This is a genomic window from Arthrobacter sp. T2-23 (assembly GCF_055398325.1).
Genome location: NZ_AP027917.1, coordinates 2311022 through 2329236, shown reverse-complemented (window position 1 = coordinate 2329236; position 18215 = coordinate 2311022). Strand labels below are relative to the sequence as shown.

Annotated in this window: 15 protein-coding genes; 4 read left to right on the top strand and 11 right to left on the bottom strand. The window is 64.6% G+C overall.

Annotated elements, in window-relative coordinates:
- Positions 1–14: 14 nt before the first annotated feature.
- Genes mnhG through ACZ5Z0_RS10720 form a run of 6 tightly spaced genes read right to left on the bottom strand, consistent with a single transcriptional unit; the run spans position 15 to position 6386 of the window.
- Positions 15–413 (bottom strand): monovalent cation/H(+) antiporter subunit G, encoded by a 399-nt coding sequence (gene mnhG / locus ACZ5Z0_RS10745; protein ID WP_464108405.1) that lies wholly within the window; start codon positions 411–413, stop codon positions 15–17.
- Entirely contained in the window at positions 403–681 is a 279-nt protein-coding gene (locus tag ACZ5Z0_RS10740; RefSeq protein WP_464108404.1) for an MrpF/PhaF family protein, read from the bottom strand. Before ACZ5Z0_RS10740 ends, mnhG begins: the two co-directional genes overlap by 11 nt.
- Entirely contained in the window at positions 678–1223 is a 546-nt protein-coding gene (locus ACZ5Z0_RS10735; RefSeq protein ID WP_464108403.1) for a Na+/H+ antiporter subunit E, read from the bottom strand. The genes ACZ5Z0_RS10740 and ACZ5Z0_RS10735 overlap by 4 nt, the downstream gene beginning before the upstream one ends.
- Entirely contained in the window at positions 1220–2833 is a 1614-nt protein-coding gene (locus ACZ5Z0_RS10730) for a Na+/H+ antiporter subunit D (RefSeq protein ID WP_464108402.1), read from the bottom strand. Before ACZ5Z0_RS10730 ends, ACZ5Z0_RS10735 begins: the two co-directional genes overlap by 4 nt.
- Positions 2830–3372, bottom strand: coding sequence for a Na(+)/H(+) antiporter subunit C (locus tag ACZ5Z0_RS10725; RefSeq protein ID WP_464108401.1), 543 nt, complete (start codon positions 3370–3372; stop codon positions 2830–2832). The genes ACZ5Z0_RS10730 and ACZ5Z0_RS10725 overlap by 4 nt, the downstream gene beginning before the upstream one ends.
- The gene (locus ACZ5Z0_RS10720; RefSeq protein ID WP_464108400.1) at positions 3369–6386 is read right to left on the bottom strand and encodes a Na+/H+ antiporter subunit A; all 3018 of its coding nucleotides are present in this window, start codon (positions 6384–6386) and stop codon (positions 3369–3371) included. Before ACZ5Z0_RS10720 ends, ACZ5Z0_RS10725 begins: the two co-directional genes overlap by 4 nt.
- A gap of 200 nt (positions 6387–6586) precedes the next feature.
- Here ACZ5Z0_RS10720 and ACZ5Z0_RS10715 point away from each other — a divergent pair, with 200 nt between their 5' ends.
- Genes ACZ5Z0_RS10715 through ACZ5Z0_RS10705 form a run of 3 tightly spaced genes read left to right on the top strand, consistent with a single transcriptional unit; the run spans position 6587 to position 9711 of the window.
- Positions 6587–7987, top strand: a complete 1401-nt coding sequence (locus ACZ5Z0_RS10715) for an MFS transporter (RefSeq protein ID WP_464108399.1) — start codon at positions 6587–6589, stop codon at positions 7985–7987.
- Positions 7988–8026: 39 nt separating this feature from the next.
- Positions 8027–8509 carry a cation:proton antiporter regulatory subunit gene (locus tag ACZ5Z0_RS10710; protein ID WP_138768089.1) on the top strand — a complete coding sequence of 161 codons (483 nt, stop codon included), beginning with the start codon at positions 8027–8029 and terminating at the stop codon, positions 8507–8509.
- 5 nt (positions 8510–8514) lie between these two features.
- Complete coding sequence (locus ACZ5Z0_RS10705; RefSeq protein ID WP_464108398.1) at positions 8515–9711, top strand: cation:proton antiporter; 1197 nt, start codon at positions 8515–8517, stop codon at positions 9709–9711.
- A gap of 12 nt (positions 9712–9723) precedes the next feature.
- Here ACZ5Z0_RS10705 and dcd read toward each other — a convergent pair whose 3' ends face one another.
- Complete coding sequence (dcd, locus tag ACZ5Z0_RS10700) at positions 9724–10299, bottom strand: dCTP deaminase (protein WP_464108397.1); 576 nt, start codon at positions 10297–10299, stop codon at positions 9724–9726.
- 526 nt (positions 10300–10825) lie between these two features.
- Positions 10826–12175 carry a glycerophosphodiester phosphodiesterase gene (locus tag ACZ5Z0_RS10695; protein ID WP_464108396.1) on the bottom strand — a complete coding sequence of 450 codons (1350 nt, stop codon included), beginning with the start codon at positions 12173–12175 and terminating at the stop codon, positions 10826–10828.
- A gap of 263 nt (positions 12176–12438) precedes the next feature.
- Here ACZ5Z0_RS10695 and ACZ5Z0_RS10690 point away from each other — a divergent pair, with 263 nt between their 5' ends.
- Positions 12439–13674, top strand: coding sequence for a glycosyltransferase (locus ACZ5Z0_RS10690; RefSeq protein WP_464108395.1), 1236 nt, complete (start codon positions 12439–12441; stop codon positions 13672–13674).
- 73 nt (positions 13675–13747) lie between these two features.
- On the opposite strand, the gene ACZ5Z0_RS10685 is transcribed toward ACZ5Z0_RS10690, so the two are convergent.
- From ACZ5Z0_RS10685 to ACZ5Z0_RS10675, 3 genes are read right to left on the bottom strand one after another with little or no spacing between them, the layout of a single operon-like run.
- Positions 13748–15046 (bottom strand): hypothetical protein, encoded by a 1299-nt coding sequence (locus tag ACZ5Z0_RS10685; protein WP_464108394.1) that lies wholly within the window; start codon positions 15044–15046, stop codon positions 13748–13750.
- Between the two features lie 6 nt (positions 15047–15052).
- Positions 15053–16528, bottom strand: coding sequence for a tyrosine-protein kinase domain-containing protein (locus ACZ5Z0_RS10680; RefSeq protein WP_464108393.1), 1476 nt, complete (start codon positions 16526–16528; stop codon positions 15053–15055).
- 41 nt (positions 16529–16569) lie between these two features.
- Positions 16570–17940 carry a glycosyltransferase family 39 protein gene (locus ACZ5Z0_RS10675; RefSeq protein WP_464108392.1) on the bottom strand — a complete coding sequence of 457 codons (1371 nt, stop codon included), beginning with the start codon at positions 17938–17940 and terminating at the stop codon, positions 16570–16572.
- Positions 17941–18215 lie beyond the last annotated feature (275 nt).

The following is an 18215-nucleotide window of genomic DNA, read 5'->3' as shown; positions in this document are numbered from 1 at the left end:
CCCGGGCGGCGGCGTCACTCGACGTCGTCGTCGGCAAATCCGCTTTTGCCGGCCGCCTGCTGCACCACGGCCTCCAGCTCGTCTGCGCTGAGCAGTTCGGGGTGGAGGTGTTTGGTGCGGTAGCCGGCCCGGCCCACCATGTGGGCCGAGACCGGCACGGTGAGCAGCTGGAAAATCCACGCCACCACCAGCACCGGCCACACCCACCAGGACCGCAGCTGCAGCCCCACTGCGCAGAGCAGCAGGAACAGCCCCAGGACCTGCGGTTTGGTCGCGGCGTGCATCCGGCTCATCAGGTCGGGGAAGCGCAGCAGGCCAATGGCCGCGCCGAGGGACATCAGCGCCCCGAGCACCATGAACACAGCCGAGACGGTATCGATCACGGCGTCGGCGGAGAACGTCTCAGGATTCATTGGGCTGCTTCCTCCGGTCTGCCACAAAACGGGCCACCGTCACCGAGCCCACGAAGCCGATGATGGAGATGGACACCAGGAGCATCAGGTTGTTCAGGTGCCGGTTCACTGCCATGTCGATGCACAGCGCTGCGCCGAGGATGGCGAGCAGCACGTCGGCGGCCAGCACCCGGTCCAGCAGCGAGGGGCCGCGCGCGATGCGGATGATCGCGCCGCCCGCGGCGAGGGACAGCACCAAGGCGGTGACGGTCAGGACCAGAGGCATCATGCGCCCACCTCCTGTTTCAGGGCGGACAATTCGGCCGGGGTGCCCATGATCCGGATCAGTCCGGCCTCGGTGTCGCGGACCTCCTTACGGAGCTTGGCGGCGTCCTCGGCGTCGCGGACGTTAATGCCGTGGATATAGAGCGTGGACGTGGACCTGTCCACCTCCACCACCAGCGACCCCGGGATCAGCGAGATGACGTGCCCGGTGGCGGTCACCAGCAGGTCGGAGTGGCTCCGGAGCGGGACGGCGACGACGGCGCTGATCACCCGCGGCCCCTTGACCAGGGCTAGGAACAGGACCTGGAAACTGGCTGCCACGACTTTGCCCAGGAAAACCACGGCGAACGGTACGGCGCGCAGCACGTTGAAACGGCCGCCCAGCTCCACCGGCGGCAGGTAAAAGAGCCGCGCGACCACCACGGCGATCAGGGCGCCGAAGAGCAGGTTGCCCGCGCTGAAGTCCTGCCAGAGGGCGCCCCAGACGATGACGAGCCAGACCAGCAGCGGCAGTTCCTGGCGCAGCGAGATTCTCTTCCGCGTCATTTCGGCCCCTCCTGCCGCGGCATCTGCGCGATGACCGGAACCGGGGCTTCGTCCCCCAGCACGGCCTGGATGTAGGAGGACCGGTCCAGCATCTCCGAGGCCGACTGCCCGGCGACCCTGAACAGCGGCCCGGCAAAGACCGTCAGCGCCACGCCGAACAGCACCAGGGCCAGGGTGGAACCCACCATGGTGCGCGGCAGCAGGGTCACGTTCTGCTGGCCGGCGCGGTCACCGGTGGCCTGGCTGCCGGGGCCGGCGAGCAGCACGGGGTCCGGGTGTTCGGCGTCCTCGGGCTTGCGCCAGAACGCGCGGTTCCAGACCCTGGCGATGGCCAGCAGGGTCAGCAGGCTGGTCAGCACGCCGCCTGCCACCAGGACGTAGGCCAGCGGGGTCCCCAGGGCGACGCCGGCCTGCAGCAGGCCGAGCTTGCCAAGGAACCCGGAGAGCGGCGGGATGCCGGCCAGGTTCATTGCCGGCACGAAGAACAGCACGGCCAGCAGCGGCGAGAGCTTGGCGAGCCCGGCGATCCGGTCCACCGAGGAACTCCCGGCACGGCGCTCGATCAGGCCGGTCACGAGGAACAGGCTGGTCTGGATGGTGATGTGGTGCGCCACGTAAAACACCGCGGCCCCTAGCCCGGCGACGGAGGACATCGCCAGGCCGAACACCATGTAGCCGATATGGCTGACGAGTGTGAAGGAGAGGAGTCGCTTGATGTCGCTCTGCGCCAGGGCGCCGAGGATTCCCACCACCATGGTCAGCAGCGCCGCGACCATCAGCGGGGTGTTGAAGGTGTCCCCGGGGAAGAGCAGGGTCTCGGTACGGACCATCGCATAGACGCCCACCTTGGTGAGCAGGCCGGCGAACACGGCGGTGACCGGGGCCGGCGCCGTCGGATACGAGTCCGGCAGCCAGAAACTCAGCGGGAACACGGCCGCCTTGATGCCGAACGCCACGAGTAGCAGCACGTGCAGGAGGTTTCGCGTGCCCTGGTCCAGGTCGGCCAGCTTGATGGCCAGGTCCGCCATGTTGATGGTCCCGGTGGCGCCGTAGATCATGGCGATCGCGATTAGGAAGAGCACCGAGGACACCACCGAGACCACCACGTAGGTCACGCCGGCACGGACCCTCGGGCCCGTCCCGCCGAGGGTCATCAGCACGTAACTGGCGGTCAGCAGGATCTCAAAGCCCACGTAAAGGTTGAAAAGATCGCCGGAGAGGAAGGCGTTGGACACGCCCGCGACGAGGATCAGGTAGGTGGGGTGGAAGATCGACACGGGGGCGTCTCTGTCGCCGTCGGCCATGCCTTGGCCGGTGGCGTAGACCAGCACGGCGAGGCTGACCGCCGAGGACACCACCAGCATGAGCGAGGAGAACTGGTCCACCACCATCACGATGCCCCAGGGCGGCAGCCAGCCGCCGATATTCACCGCCGCCGTGCCGCCCTCCCAGACGGAGGCCAGCAGCCAGCATTCCAGCAGCAGGGTCAGCGACAGCAGCGCGATACTCACGGTCCGTTGCGCCCTGGAATGACGGATCAGCAAGAAGGTCAGGGCGGCACCCAGAATGGGGATGACGACGGCGAGCGGGGCAAAGCTGACGATGTTCACTTGGTCCCTCCTTCCGTGCCGCGGGCGATGTTTTGGGATCCGGGCTGTTCCTCGGCGGCGGCGTCCGCGGCCGGCATCCGGCGGGCGCCGGCCTGCACGACCTCTTCGCCGCCGGACGCCGACACGAGCGGGAACTCGGAGGTCTCGGCCGGGATGACGGCGTCGTCCTCGGCATCGAAGCTGGGCGTTTCGGCCACGCGGCGGTCCTCGGCGTCGTCTTGGATTTCGTCCTGGCGGGCCAGCACCCAGGTGCGGTAAATGATGCCCAGCATAAAGGCCGTGACCGCAAAAGAGATCACGATCGACGTCAGGATCAGCGCCTGCGGAAGCGGGTCGCTGTATTCCCCGGCGGCGGTGTCCTTGGTGAACAGCGGGGCGAGCCCCGCATAGCCGCCGGTGGCCAGGATCAGCAGGTTGGTGGCGTTGGCCAGCACCATGAGGCCGAGCAGGACCCGGGTGAGGCTCCGTTCCAGCAGCAGGTAGATGCCGCAGGCATAGAGGGCTCCCATCACCGTGAGCAGGGTCAGGTTGACGCTCATGTTCTCCCCTTGGCGGTGGTTTCTACCGGGACGCCGTCGGACGGCCGGCGGTCTGACGGTTCCGCGGGCTGTTCCTCCGGCTGTTCCTCGAAATGCTCGTCGATTTCCGCGCCCAGGCTGCGCAGCACGTCCAGGGCCAGGCCGACGACGACGGTGTAGACGCCGATGTCGAAGATCGTAGAGGTGACGAATTTGATGTCGCCAAAGATCGGCAGCCACAGTTCGATGATGGCGCTTTGGAAGACCTGCCCGCCCAGCAGCAGAGGGGCGACGCCGGACGCGGCGGCGGTGGCGAGGCCGATCCCCAGCAGGGCGCCGGCGCTGAGCGGCGTGGCCTCGCGCAGTTCAAAGCGGCCCCCGGCGAGATAGCGGATGGCGAGCGCCAGGCCGGCCGTGAGCCCGCCGGCGAAACCGCCGCCGGGCAGGTTGTGCCCGGCGAGCAAGAGGTAGAGGGAGAATACGATCATCGAGTGGAAGATCAGCCGGGTGACGACTTCGAAGATGATCGATCGGCGTTCCGGGGCCATGGTCCGGCCGGCCACGAGCCACGCGTCGCGCGCCGAGGCGGCGAAGCGCCGGCTCATGGCCAGCGCCGCGTTGTCCCGGGTGTTGCCGGCCACGCCCGCCCGGCGCCCGACCGTCCCCGCCGCCACGGACGCGGAGGGCCCGATCCGGTCGCCGCGGCCGCGGATGAAAATCAGGCTGGCGACGCCGGTCGCCGCGAGCGCCAAAACGGAAATCTCGCCGAAGGTGTCCCAAGCCCGGATGTCCACGAGGGTGACGTTGACGACGTTCAGGCCGCCGCCCTCCTGATAGGCCAGTCGCGGGAATTGCAGCGAGACCGGCGTGGCGACGCGCGCGCCCAGGGCATAGATCGCCACGAAGATCATCGTGACGCCGAACGCCGCCCCGATGATCACCCGGACGACCCGGTACTTACCGCCGGTGCGGTCCCGCAGTTCGGCCGGCAGGCTCCGCATGGCGAGGACGAAGGCCACCAGGATGATGGTCTCCACCAGCATCTGCGTCAGGGCCAGGTCCGGGGCGCCCTGGAGCGCGAACATCAGCGCGATGCCGTAGCCGGTGACCGAGACCATCAGTACGGCCAGGAAACGCTTGTTGGCGCGCACCGCGGCGAGTGCGCCGATCACGATGCCTGCGCCGACCACGGGCTGCAGGGGCGAGCCGGGATCGATGAAGTACAGGCCGCCGGGCAGCGGCTTATTGGCCAGCAGCAGCGCCGTGAGGGGCAGGACGAAGGCAACGGTCAGGATGACGGAGAGGTAGAAGTAGAGCGAGCCACGCTGGGTGCGGCCGGTGACCCAGACGGCAGCATCATCGAGGGCGCCAATGGAGAGCTGGTAGGCGCGGTCGCCGTCGACCCAGCCGGGAACCAGGTCCTGGACACGGGAGATGGCGCTCCGTCCGTAGAACATCGCCGCCCCCAGAGCGAATGTCACCGCCGTCATCCCCAGCGCCGGGGTGAAGCCGTGCCACAGCGCCAGGTGACCGGCGGCGGCCGCAGGGTCCTCGCCCTCGCGCACAAACAGTGCGGCGTAGGGCTGGATCCACGCGTCCACCGGGGCCGGCCACAGTCCATAGACGATGGTCAGCAGGCTCAGCACGGCGGGGGCCGCCAGGAAGGCCGGTTTGACGGCCTTGAACGGGGTGGCCTCGACGCCGGGCTTGGCCGCGAAGGCGCCCCACAAGAACCGCGCACTGTAGGCGAAGGTCAGGATGGAGCCCACGACCAGGCCGGCAAGGAGCACGGGCCCCCACGGGCCGGCGGCGGCGCCGGTGCCGTGGTGCACGAACGCCTCGAAGACAGATTCCTTCGCCACGAATCCGGCCAGCGGCGGGATGCCGGCCATGGATGCCGCGCCGGCGGCGGCCACGATGGCCAAGGCCCGGGACGAGCGGTAGACCCCGGAGAGCTTGCGGATGTCGCGGGTCCCGGCCTGGTGGTCGATGATCCCGACCACCAGAAACAGCGTGGCTTTGAAGAGTCCATGGGCTAGCAGCAGGCCGAGACCGGAGAGCGCAGCGTCGGGCTGTCCAAGGCCCACCACCATGGTCAGGAAGCCCAGCTGGCTGACCGTGCCGTAGGCGAGAATGAGCTTGATGTCGGTCTGGCGGAGGGCGCGGTAGCCGCCCACCAGCATGGTCGCCAGCCCCAGGCCGAGCACCACCGGGAGCCAGAACGTCGTCTCGGCGAATCCGGGGGCAAGCCGCGCCACGAGGTAGATGCCCGCCTTGACCATGGCAGCGGCGTGCAGGTACGCGCTCACCGGCGTCGGCGCGGCCATCGCACCGGGAAGCCAGAAGTGGAAGGGGACCAGTGCGGATTTCGTGATCGCACCCACCAGCACCAGCACGACGGCGGCCGCCACCGTGGCCGCGGCGGGACCCGTCACCAGTTCCGGCGCCATCGCCAGGAGGGCCGAGATCCGGTAGGTTCCCGCGGTTGCGCCCAGCATGATCAGCCCGACGAGCATGGCGAGGCCCCCGGCGGTGGTGACCACCAGCGCCTGCAGCGCCGAACGGCGGGCAGACAACCTGGTGCGGGCGTAGCCGATCAGCAGGTAGGACAGCACCGTGGTCAGTTCCCAGAAGACGAACATCAGGAGCAGGTCGTCGGCGGTGACCAGCCCGAACATCGCCCCGGCGAACGCCAGCAGCTGGGCTCCGAAGCCGCCCAGGTAGCTGTCCTTGTCCTTGAAGTAGCGGGCACAGTAGACCAGGACCAGCGCCCCGACGCCCAGGATCAGCAGCGACATGACCCACGCCAGAGCGTCCATCCGGAAGGCCAGCTCGAGCCGGAGGTCCGGGATCCACGGGAGGACTGCCGTGATGGAACCGGCGTCGGAGTACACCGCGTCGTGCTGGAAGGCCAGCCAGACAAACGATCCCGCGGGCACTGCCGCCAGCGCGAAGAACGCGTTCCTGCCCATCCTGGGGAACAGGAACGGCGCCACAGCAGCCACCGCGAAGTGCACGGCAAGGACTGTGATCACTGGAATCTCCGCAACGTCAGGAACTCGATTGTCAAAAAGTTGGAGCAGGCGGGGCATTGGTTAGGTTCGGTGCGGCCAGTTTACCAAGCGTGCACAAATTCTTTTCCGCGTGACGGGCCGAGTCCCGGGCCACGACGGGCCGGTGCGGTCCGAACCGTTTCCTCCCCGGGTGGGCCTCATCGGACGGCTAACATCAGGCTATGAACTCCGCCACCGCCCCCGAGGCCATGCGTCCGGCCTCGGAACTCGAGTCCGGCAGCCGCGCCACCGGCAAGGGCAAGGTCCTCGCCTGGGCCGCCTGGGACTGGGGTTCCGCAGCCTTTAACGCCGTTATGACCACCTTCGTCTTTACCGTCTACCTGACCTCCAAAGCCTTTGGCGGCGAAGACGAAGCCTCGGCGGTCCTCGGCGGAGCCCTGGCCATTGCCGGGGCGGCCATCGCGCTGCTGGCCCCGGTCACCGGCCAGCGCTCCGATAACGGCGGTCGGCGCAAGCTCTGGCTGGGGGTCAATACCGCTGCGGTCGCACTGCTGACCGGGCTCTGCTTCTTCGTTTTCCCCCGCCCGGAGTTCCTGCTGCTCGGCGTGACGCTGATCGCGCTGGGCAACGTCTTCTTCGAATTTGCCGGCGTCAACTACAACGCCATGCTGGCCCAGATCTCCACTCCCGCGAACATCGGCAAGATCAGCGGCTTCGGCTGGGCCTCGGGCTACCTCGGTGGCATCGTGGCGCTTCTGATCGTGCTGCAGCTCTTCGTCCAGCCCAGCATCGACTGGTTCGGGGCCTCCACCGAGGAAAGCCTGAACATCCGCCTGGTGGCGGTGTTCTCCGCGCTCTGGTTCCTGGTCTTCGCGATTCCGGTGATGCTCGCCGTCCCGGAAGTGCCCAAGGCCAGGCAGGCCCGCCTGGGCTTCTTCGCCTCCTACGGCCTGCTCGTGCGCCGCATCCGCGCCATCTACCGGACCAGCCCGCACACCATCTTCTTCCTGCTGGCCAGCGCCATCTTCCGTGACGGCCTCGCCGCGGTCTTCACCTTCGGCGGGATCATCGCCGCCGGCACCTTTGGCTTCGAGCTCAAGCAGGTCATCTTCTTCGCCATCTTCGGAAACGTTGTGGCCGCCGTCGGCGCCCTGCTGGGCGGTTTCCTGGACGACAAGGTGGGCCCCAAGGCCGTCATCATCGCCTCACTGGCCGGCCTGCTGGTCGCGGGCAGCGTCCTCCTGGCCTTGGGGAACGGCAACTATGCCTTACTCGGCATGGAGTGGTCCGGCAGTACGACCTTCTGGGTATTCGGCTTGTTCCTGTGCCTGTTCGTGGGACCGGCCCAGTCCTCGTCCCGCGCCTACCTGGCCCGGCTGGCCCCGCACGGTGAATCCGGCGAGCTGTTCGGCCTGTACGCCACCACCGGCCGGGCCGTCAGCTTCCTGGCACCGGCGCTGTTCACCCTGTGCATCACGGTCGCGACGCCACTTGTTGCCCCCGGCGAAGCGCAGCGCTGGGGCATCCTCGGCATCATGGTCGTCCTGCTGGCCGGGCTGCTGGTGATGCTGCCCGTCAAGCCGCCGGGCAAGACGGAAATCGCCGTCGTGCCCGAGGCCTGAACCTGCCCCAAAAAGCTGCCAGCGCACTAGGCTGGAGGCATGAACGTGGATGAGACCGACCTTCCCGGCCTGGGCCGGCGCAAGGACTTCATGACCGCCTCGGGGCGCCGGATCGGCGTCGTCGAGTACCGCGAAGGCCAAACCGAACTGATCGTCTCGACCTGGGACGACCCGGACACCTGCCAGGCGTCCATCCCGCTGACCGCCGACGAGGCCGCCGCCCTGGGCAATCTTCTGGGCGGCCAGCGCCTGGCCATGCAACTGTCCGAGGCGCACCGGGAGGTCCCGGGGATCGTCACCCGGCAGTTCTCCATTGCCGCGGACTCCCCCTTCCAGAACCAGCCGATGGGCAAGGCGTGCATCCGGACCCGCAGCGGAGCCTCGATTGTTGCCATCATGCGTGAGGGGGAAGTCCTCCCCTCGCCGGGCCCCGACGTCGTCCTGCACCCCGGTGATCTGCTGGTAGCGGTGGGCACCCAAGAGGGCCTGGACACCGCGGCCGGTATCCTGCGCAACGGATAAACGGTATGGATCCGCTCGCCCTGACCCTCATCGAACTGGGGGCCGTCGTGTTCTGCCTTGGCCTGCTGGCCAGGCTGGCCGGGCGGATCGGCATGTCCCCCATCCCCCTCTACCTCGTCGGCGGCCTGTTCTTTGGGGCCGGCGGGCCGGTCAAGCTCGAAGGAATGCACGAGTTCGCGCACCTCTCCAGTGAGATCGGCGTCATCCTGCTTCTTCTTATGCTCGGATTGGAATATACAGCGGCCGAGCTCGTCACGGGCCTCCGGCGGTCCTGGCAGGCCGGCGTCCTGGACCTCGTGCTGAACTTCCTGCCCGGGGCGGCCCTGGCCGTGATGCTGGGCTGGGGACTCGTGGGGGCCATGGTGATGGGCGGCGTCACCTACATCTCCTCCTCCGGAATCGCCGCGAAGGTGATCACCGATTTGGGCCGGATCGGTAACCGCGAGACGCCGGTGATCCTGTCCATCCTGGTATTCGAGGATCTGGCCATGGCGGTCTACCTGCCGATCCTGACGGCCACCCTCGCGGGAGTGACGTTCCTGGTGGGGCTGCAGACCGTGGGGATCTCGCTCGCGGTGGTCACGCTGGTGCTGGTGGTCGCGCTGCGGCACGGGCATCACGTGTCCAAGGCCGTGCACAGTGAAAATTCCGAGGTGTTCCTGCTCAACCTGCTGGGCGCAGCGCTGCTGGTCGCGGGGCTGGCGGCCGCCATGCAGGTGTCGGCTGCGGTGGGCGCCTTTATGCTCGGGATTGCGATCTCCGGCGCCACCGCCCACAGCGCCACGCGGATCCTTGAGCCGCTGCGCGACTTGTTCGCGGCGATCTTCTTTGTGGTCTTCGGCCTGAACACGGATCCGACGTCGATCCCGCCGGTGCTCGGATGGGCCCTGGTCCTGGCCGTTGTCACCGCGGCCACGAAGATGATCACCGGAATCTGGGCCGCCAAACGGGCCGGCATCGCCATCCCCGGGCGCTTCCGTGCCGGGGCGGCCCTGATTGCCCGCGGTGAGTTCTCGATTGTGATCGCCGGGCTCGCGGTGGCCTCCGGCGTGGTGCCCCGCGAGCTCGCCGCGCTGGCCACCGCCTACGTGCTGATCATGGCGATCATGGGTCCGCTGGCAGCACGCTTCGTGGAGCCGGTCGTGCGGATGCTGCGCCGCCCGGCGCGGCGCGCAACTCTCCCGGTCCGTCCGGCCAGCTGAGGCGGTACCGGCTTAGATGTCGGTGCGGTGGAAGTTCAGGTGGCTGCGGCTCGCCGTCGGGCCGCGCTGGCCCTGGTAGCGGTTGCCGTACTCGCCGGACCCGTACGGGTGCTCGGCGGCGGAGCTCAGGCGGAAGAAGCACAGCTGGCCGATTTTCATGCCCGGCCACAGCTTGATCGGCAGCGTCGCCATGTTGGAGAGTTCCAGGGTCACGTGGCCCGAGAATCCCGGGTCGATGAACCCCGCGGTCGAGTGCGTGAGCAGGCCAAGACGGCCCAGCGAGGACTTGCCCTCCAGCCGCGCCGCGATATCGTCCGGCAGGGTGACGGTCTCGTAGGTGGAGCCCAGCACGAACTCACCCGGGTGCAGGATGAACGGCTCCCCCGCGTCGACCTCCACCAGTCGGGTCAACTCCGGCTGGTCCTCGGCCGGGTCGATGTGCGCGTACTTGTGGTTGTCGAACAGCCGGAAGAACCGGTCGATCCGCACGTCCACCGACGACGGCTGAACCATGTTGGGGTCGAACGGCTCCAGCACGATCCGCTGGGAATCGATTTCGGTACGAATGTCGCGGTCAGAGATCAGCACAGGTTCCAAAATACCCCACTAATCGCCGGCCGGCCGCACACGCTGGGGAGAGGGCTTGGCGTTACCTCAACGCTGCCCCGCCCCGGGCAGCCAGTCTCCGAGTCATTCCTAGGCGGCCATATCTTCCATCACTGTCGTAAGCCGCTCCAACTGCCAGACGTCTGCCCTCATTCGCCCGCGGAAGGAGTTCGTCACGCTGGCAATGAATCCCTTGGCCTCGTATTCCACGGCGAAACGGGCGCGGGCACTGGTTCCTTCCGTGCTCAAGTTGTAGCCGCCATGCGGGCGGCCGTCGGGAGGTTCCTGGCGTTCATCAGGAAGTTGTAGACGCTCATGGCACCGCGCTCGATGACGATGTCATAGTGTGCGAATGCCACTGGTATCCCTGATCGACGGACGGCTGATGGGCGTAGCCCGCTTCCCCGGAACCTCAGCTAACCGGATCAGGATATTCAGTGACGACGCCCGTTCCACGGCGACTCCGAAGCCTTTACCGAAGCGTTTCTCAAAGGCGGCCGCCCGAGGCTCACGGCACAACTGAGATCGACCGGAACTCCACCGGCTGCTCTCCGTCATGGGCCTTGCAGAGCATGAAATACCCGCCCCTGTACTTAGTGTCCGCAACGGCAATGGCCTGCTGACCATTGTCCAACCGTGAGCAGCGGATGCCACCGGAGGTCACGTTGACGGAAAACTTCATCCATTGACCGTCATGAGGGGCGGCAGTCTCCGACGACGCTATGAGGACGGACCTGGCTCCGTCGGCGTCCCGGCGGTAAAGCTCGACTCTTCCGGCCTCATTGATCAATAGATGGTATCCACCCGAGGCGCCGGGGACATTCGGAAGATACGGACGGTCGTCCCGCAAGCAGAAAGCGACGCCCACCCATCCTCCCTCCTGGGGGATTACCCCTGCCCACCGCACCTCAAAGTCGATTGAATATGCATCCGCCGAAACCGGACATAGTGATCCCATGGAGTAGCTGAAGTCGGACCCATCATCGAGCCTTGAAGAACTACTGCCGGGCTGAATCTTGGGCTGCAACTTCCAGTTGATAGTCCAAGGCAGATCGCCCGCGCTCCGGATGCCGGAGGCGAAGGCGTCGGACTTTGAGAGCGGAACATCGTTCGTCACATATGGGATGTTTGAACACATGAGTCCCCGCACACCCAAGGCCAGCAAACGGTCCCGCATCCATCGCGTGTGGACTTCCCACACGATTACAGGCTTCCCGAAGACCTGCAGCGCAGTCACCTCGGCGTCGGTCGCTGCATGGTACAAACCTAGGAAGTCAAAATTCGGGGCGTATTTAGTATATGTGGCGCTGCTTCCATTGAGGAAGTAGCCCCACGTTTTGTACCCTCGGGCCGCAGCCTCCACCCGTGTCGTGGAGGACGCTGGCTGTTTCCACACAAAATGACTCGTTGAATCCGGGTAACGGTCCATGAGGTCCAGGAGCGACTTGGTATTGGTCGCCTGCTTGTCTTCGATGAAAATGACGTGCGTTCCGGCGTACGCGTCGAGGACATCCTCTAATTTTGAAATTGGCTGAGGCAGTGAGGCCGGCCCCAGCCACTGCCGGGCATCATTGCGGAGTTCCGAGATTACGGCATAGGTCTGTTTGGAAATCTCAAGATCATGGCCGGTCAACTGCAGAGTGTTCGTATCATGGTGGCAGACCAAGACACCATCGGAGGTCGCACAGACGGAGATTTCAATGGCCTTAACGCCAAATTCAATTGCCGATGAATATGCCAGCGCAGTGTGTTCAGGCCAGTTATCACCTGACCCACGGTGCGCGATGTAAAACGGGCTTGTACCGATCAGGCTGTCAATAGTGAAATTATTGCGGGGCACCTGCGCTGCTGTATCCACGCCGCAACCGGCTAGGGCGACGGTAGTCGTCGAGGCGATTAGAAATTCCCTGCGCGAGAATCGCCGCCTTTGAACTGTCTTGTCAACTCCGCGGGGAGTGCCATTCTCCAACACATCACCTTCTCGATTGTTCCTAATGGACATCAACCGCTTCGCCAACCCGATATCCGGTCACGGTGTAGAAGGCGTGTTCCCAGACTCTGGGATGCCAGGCTGAAGTTGTATAGGCTGTATGCTACCCGCCCGGGTCAACCATCTGGCATATGAGAAGTGCCGCACTTATAATCGGAGCGAGGATGTATTTTCCTGCTTTCTTGACCGGGTTCCGTGTAGGACGGAATCGAAAGTGCGCTGCAGCCGACGGTGCTCCCACCGTTTTGGTAGCGCACCCCAGTCCGGACCTGTATGGCTCAGACCGGGTCCTGATAGAGAGCGTAAAGGGGCTTGTGGCTGGCGGCATGCGGGTCACGGTAGCGCTCCCATCCGCAGGCCCCCTGGTGGCAGCCCTCGAAGATACTGGGGCCACCGTCGTTATTTGTCCTTCACCTGTACTTCGCAAAAGCATCCTAAAACCCAGAGGCTTCGCGCTATTCAGCGCCCAGATCGCCACGGGAACTGCCTCCGGTCTTCGCGTGCTGAGGAACTGCAATCCCGATGTCGTCTACATCAACACCCTAACCATTCCCCTGTGGTTCGTTCTGGCGAAGCTGTTCCGGAAGCCGGTTCTCACGCATGTCCACGAGGCGGAAGGCTCTGCTCCCAAAATCCTGCAGATTCTCCTGTCGGCGCCGCTTCTGCTCTCGACGTCGATCGTCGCCAACAGCGCATATAGCGCCTCCGTCCTAGCGGAGGCTGTTCACTGCTTGTCCGCACGCACCGTCGTCGTCTATAACGGGGTCCCTGGTCCCAATCAGCCGGATGCTGCGCGCAAGGCGATCGCATCGTCTGTCCGGCTTCTCTATATAGGGCGTCTGTCGTCGCGGAAAGGAGTCGACGTCGCCATCAGCGCTCTGAGCCACATCAAGCAGCATGGTCAAGACGCCTCGCTCGACATCGTTGGTGCCGTCTTCCCGGGCTATGAGGGGTATGAGCAGGAGTTACGCGGGCTGGTGGTAAAGCTTGGCCTCCAGGACTTCGTGACTTTCCACGGATTTGCGCCCAACGTCTGGCCGCACATCGCCCGCGCCGATGTCGTGCTCGTGCCCTCCCGGCTGGACGAACCTTTTGGAAACACGGCAGTCGAAGCTGTCCTGGCCGGACGTCCGGTTATCGTCAGCGACACTTCCGGCCTTCGGGAAGCTGCCGGCGGCTATGCGAGCGCTCAACTGGTGGCCCCGGGGGATGCGCAGGCGTTAGCACAGGCAGTTGAAAGAGTCGTCGACAACTGGACTGGTTACCGGGATCATGCACAGATCGACGCAACCAAGGCTTTGACCAAGCACGGCCCGGAAGCGTACGGCGCCCGGATCAGCGCGGAGGTGAGAGCCGTCCTACCGTGACCGCATCGCGTCCGGCCCCTTCCCATCCACCGGCAGCAATGCCGGTCGGGGATCGGTACTTACGGCCTGTAGGTTAATAACGACGGGGGCGCGCCGAGGCGCTTGTCTTTCGGGCCAGGATAAGGCCCACGGCCAAGGCCATCGTCGGGACCGATGTGTACATAGGGCTGAAAGCGATGTTCCAAAGCGTAATGATGGACAGGAAAAGCACCAGTCCGGTGGCCCGCCGGCCGGCGACGGCCGTGACGATCCAATGGATCATGAGCGTCAGAACCACAACGGCCGCGGCAAGACCTCCAAGACCAAACAGCACCCAGAAGTCGCCCAGCACGGAGTGCAATTCGAAGTGGGTTCCGAGCATGTAGTTTTCGACATACCCGTTATTGGGCTGATAGTGGATCGCTGCCATACCCGTTTTGGCCACGAGGATATCTTCCAGTGACGGAGTGATTCCCACCCCAAATCCCCACGACCGGGATTGAAACAACGCAGCAGTTGCGGCCATCTCGGGTCGCGCCCCCACAAGGAGTGAGCCAGTCAGCGCGATCTGTTCCACAGAACGCTGTTGGGCCCCCGCACCGAGGTATCCTTCAACCAATAATCCGGTCCCCACATTGTAAATAATCAATATCAGGCTTGCGAAGGCCATCAGAGTCTTAGCCGCCGACCGCCGGACGGTGCGCCCCTGCGGGATCATCTGCCAGAGGACCAGGGTGAATGCGAGCATGAGCATCCCGAACAGAGACCTGGCATCGTTTGCTCCCGACACGACGGCCAGTACCAGAAGCAGCCCGGTCTCCATGCTGCGCGGGCTCGGCCCCCATCTCCGGTTCGCGTAGCTGGCCAGTGACAGCGCCACGATGATCGTGGGGACGGCGTACCCGAATTTCCAGGGGTTCTCCGTTGCACGTCCCGCACCCGAAACACCTAAGACAAATCCAGACCCCATGGCGAATCCCACGAGCCAATCCGGCATCAGCGTCCGGGCCCAGAGTATTACCCCGACTGTGAGGAAGAGACTGCCAAAGACCACGGAGTTATTGAAGTAGCTGATCCGGTCGAATCCATGGTCAGCTACGCTGAAACCAGACAGGAAAAAACCGAGTAGGAGCGCCGCCGCCCCGATCGTTATGCAGGCTCTCCCTCCCCGGTAGCGCCCGAGGCTGGACAGCCACACGGGGCTAATCGCCAAGGCCGCAACATCGCCGAGGGTCAGAGCCTGATTGATCTCTTGGCGCAGGCCCAACAAAGCGAGCAGGACGAAAGCCGCAATCTTCGCAGCTGTGTCCGGACGCGACGGCAAGGGCCGCACGGTCAGAGCGACAACTCCGGGGGAGCCACGAGGGGTGGTGTCCCCGCCGATCTCGGCCATCTTTGGCTACGACCGTGCGCGCACCCGCGCAGGGTCCTTGTGCTCGCCGGAAACGGACGTCACCTTAGGCAAGTCCGCGGGATTGGCCCCGGCTGTCGCCGCCGCCGCGCGTCCCCCGTTTCCATAGCCGTAGGAGCGCTCGTTGCGGGATACTTTCACGCCGTTCAGGATGATGCCAAGCACGCGTCCGTTGACGCCGTCGATGGCATCCAAGGCGGAACCCAACTGCCCCCGTCTGGTCGACGCTGCCCGCGCGACGAGGACTGCGCCGTCCGTAATCCGGGACAGCGCAAGGCTGTCCGTCACTGGCAGCAACGGAGCGGAATCGAGGACAACAATGTCGTAGTCCCCCGCGCAAACTCGGACGAGCGCGGCCATGGCCTCTGAGCTAATCAGCTGACTCGGGTTCGGAGGCATGGCCCCGGACGGCATGACATCGATTGCGCCCCAGGGTTCGATGACGTCCCGCAGTTCGGCCGTGCCGGCAAGGACGTTGCTGAGCCCGACCTGTCCCTCGATCTGGCAGTAGTCGGCTATCCGCGGCTGCCGGAGATCGGCGTCGACCAGCAGCACGCGGTCGAACTTCTCCGCGAGGGCCAGCGACAAATTGACGGCAGTCACGCTTTTCCCCTCTCCCTCGGAGGCGGACGTAACGACCACCGATTGAACGGCAGCATCAGGACTAATGTATTCAAGATTCGCGGCCAGACGCCGGTACGATTCGGCCGAGCGTCCGTGCGGTGCCACTCGCATGACGATGTCATTGGTGCTCTGCCGTCTGGGCCCCGGAATGGTGCCGAGCAGGGGGACATCGGTGACTCGTCTGAGGTCTTTCAACGCCTTGATCCGGGTATCCAGCAATTCCCGGCCCAAAGCGTAGACAGCCGCAAGCGCCAACCCAATCACTGCCCCGGTGAGACTGGCGAGGCTGGTGTTAGGCGCGAAAGGGTACGTGGGAGCCTGGGCTTCGGCGACTTGCTGCATGGCGACCGCGGGCGTTCCTGCAGCAGTTTTTGGTGAAATGCCTTGGACCGTGGTGGCCAGGGATGATGTGACGGCGTTAGCGATGAGTGCCGCCCGCGCCGCAGAGGAATCGGTGACCGAAATTTCGATAAGGACGGTATTTAGCGGCGCCACGGCTGAAACAGAATTACCCAGCTTTTCCGCAGTGGTGTCCAGTCGCAAGCGAAGGATGACCGGTTCCAGCACAGAGGGCAACTTCGCGAGCTGGGCATAGGACTGGATGAGATTTTGCGTATATGTTGATCCTTGGACTAATTCTGATGTCGTCTCGCCACGCTGGGCGGAGACAAAAACACTGGCACTGGCCTTGTACATGGGCGGGGCGCTACGGGCATATCCGAAGCCGACTGCCCCACCCAGCAGAGTCAAAACACACAAGAGAACCCAGCACCGCTTCAGTGCCCCCAAATACTCCGAAAAATCCATATGCCCGTCTCCCAGGTATTTCTTCGTCTCCATGCCTCATGCTACCGGCGCTAGTCGAGCAATATTCATAGAAGTCACCTTGTGAATTCCAAAATGTAATCGACCGGCCCCGACCAAGCAAGGCGCGATTTGAACCCCGCGGCCTCCAGTTTCTGGTCATCAGCCTGCGCAAAGACATCAGGATAATCCAGTCGCCGGATCATCCAGACCCTCTGCACCCCCGTCAACTTATCCAGGGAATCCCCAATGAGTCTCGACGATCCATCGAGGGTACCGTTGGCGGCTCCTGAAACATGAAGGGTCAGATCCCGGAGACCTGAAAAAGCCTCGGGGTAGGCCACTGCTATACGCCTTAGGGTTAGTCCCGTTTCCGCTTCTGATGGGGGATATCGGGGGCTGAAATACACCGCATCCGGAGCATCTGCGTGCGCGCTCATGTAATTCGCAATCTCCATCCAGTCAGTTCCGCTCTTTCCTTGACGCTCGCGTTGTGAGAGGTAGACGGGAGTTGCACACAACACGATCATTATCCCGGCGGCGGCCCGCGTCCAGTACCCTGGCAACAGCCTCAGTCCAGCAGCTATCAAGATGGCGACTGCTGGCGTGCTCATGGACAGGTACCGCGGGTTGTACATGGGATGGATCAAGAGTGAGTAAAGCCCTATGACCACGGTCGGAAGAAAGATTTGCGGAACAACCCAAACGAGCCATCGGGGCGGAGATGCCTTCCGTCTCCGAATCAGCGCCCAGTGGACGGCAAAGCCCATTACGGACCAGCACAGGCCGGCCAACGTCACGGCCGCGATCACCCACGGCTGGCTCGTACCCGTCCCGCCTTCCTGCGTGGTGGGCGTATCCCCGAGGAACCACTGGTTAACGACCACATTCTGGATCCACCGTGTCCAGCCCAGTTCTTGATCACTGATCTGGCTGCCTTGTCTCATCGACAGATACAGCACGGGGGCGCACGCCAACATCCCCGCAGTCGCAGCCGAGAGCCATCTGAAACGCTGCCTCCAGGTCACGTCTCGCAGCGCAAACAGCGTTACGGCATGTGAAGCAATCAGTAGGACAAGATAGAGATTGGTCGCCACGGACACTGCCGACATTGCTGCGTAGGCGATCCAACGCCATCCTGTGTTGCGTTGTATCGCCCCGATCAAGAGCACCGACAGCCAGACAGCAGCAGCCGCGCTGAAAGCATAAGATCTGGCCTCAATACCGGTCCATGTGACTCTTGGTAGCACCGCAAACATCAATGCACCGCACAGGGCCAGCCGAGACCCGCCCAGTCCACGCGCCAGCACATACACACCGGCCGCTCCCGCCCCGACAGCCAACGCGCTCGGCATACGCAGGCTCACGGCGGACGCGCCAAACCCTTCGATCCAAAAGTGCATCAAAAGGTAGTAAAGGCCATGGACGGCGTCAACGTTTTGAAGCATTCGCCATAGCTCGGGGAGGGTACGACGTGCGCCAGCGATGGTTGCGGCTTCGTCGGTCCATAAGGAAACACCCCAGGAACCCGTTAGAGCCACTAACGCAGCAAAGCCGCCGATCAAAGCGGCCCGGGTGCCGTGATGGCGACCAGTTGGCAGAGTCCATACCCATCTTGCCCGTCGAACTTGCCCTATTCCTCCCGGCAGGGCTGAGTCAGCGGCGGCGTGATCCGCAGATCGGAGCATACTCCCCCTCGAACTCCGTGGCGCTGAAACGCGTG

Bases quoted from the DNA above. Each gene is read 5' to 3' on its own strand.
- ACZ5Z0_RS10740 (WP_464108404.1), bottom strand. From the start codon at position 681: ATGATGCCTCTGGTCCTGACCGTCACCGCCTTGGTGCTGTCCCTCGCC.
- ACZ5Z0_RS10690 (WP_464108395.1), top strand. From the start codon at position 12,439: ATGAGAAGTGCCGCACTTATAATCGGAGCGAGGATGTATTTTCCTGCT.
- mnhG (WP_464108405.1), bottom strand. From the start codon at position 413: ATGAATCCTGAGACGTTCTCCGCCGACGCCGTGATCGATACCGTCTCG.
- ACZ5Z0_RS10705 (WP_464108398.1), top strand. From the start codon at position 8,515: ATGGATCCGCTCGCCCTGACCCTCATCGAACTGGGGGCCGTCGTGTTC.
- ACZ5Z0_RS10725 (WP_464108401.1), bottom strand. From the start codon at position 3,372: ATGAGCGTCAACCTGACCCTGCTCACGGTGATGGGAGCCCTCTATGCC.
- ACZ5Z0_RS10675 (WP_464108392.1), bottom strand. From the start codon at position 17,940: ATGCTTCAAAACGTTGACGCCGTCCATGGCCTTTACTACCTTTTGATG.
- ACZ5Z0_RS10680 (WP_464108393.1), bottom strand. From the start codon at position 16,528: ATGGAGACGAAGAAATACCTGGGAGACGGGCATATGGATTTTTCGGAG.
- ACZ5Z0_RS10710 (WP_138768089.1), top strand. From the start codon at position 8,027: ATGAACGTGGATGAGACCGACCTTCCCGGCCTGGGCCGGCGCAAGGAC.
- ACZ5Z0_RS10735 (WP_464108403.1), bottom strand. From the start codon at position 1,223: ATGACGCGGAAGAGAATCTCGCTGCGCCAGGAACTGCCGCTGCTGGTC.
- ACZ5Z0_RS10715 (WP_464108399.1), top strand. From the start codon at position 6,587: ATGAACTCCGCCACCGCCCCCGAGGCCATGCGTCCGGCCTCGGAACTC.
- ACZ5Z0_RS10685 (WP_464108394.1), bottom strand. From the start codon at position 15,046: ATGGCCGAGATCGGCGGGGACACCACCCCTCGTGGCTCCCCCGGAGTT.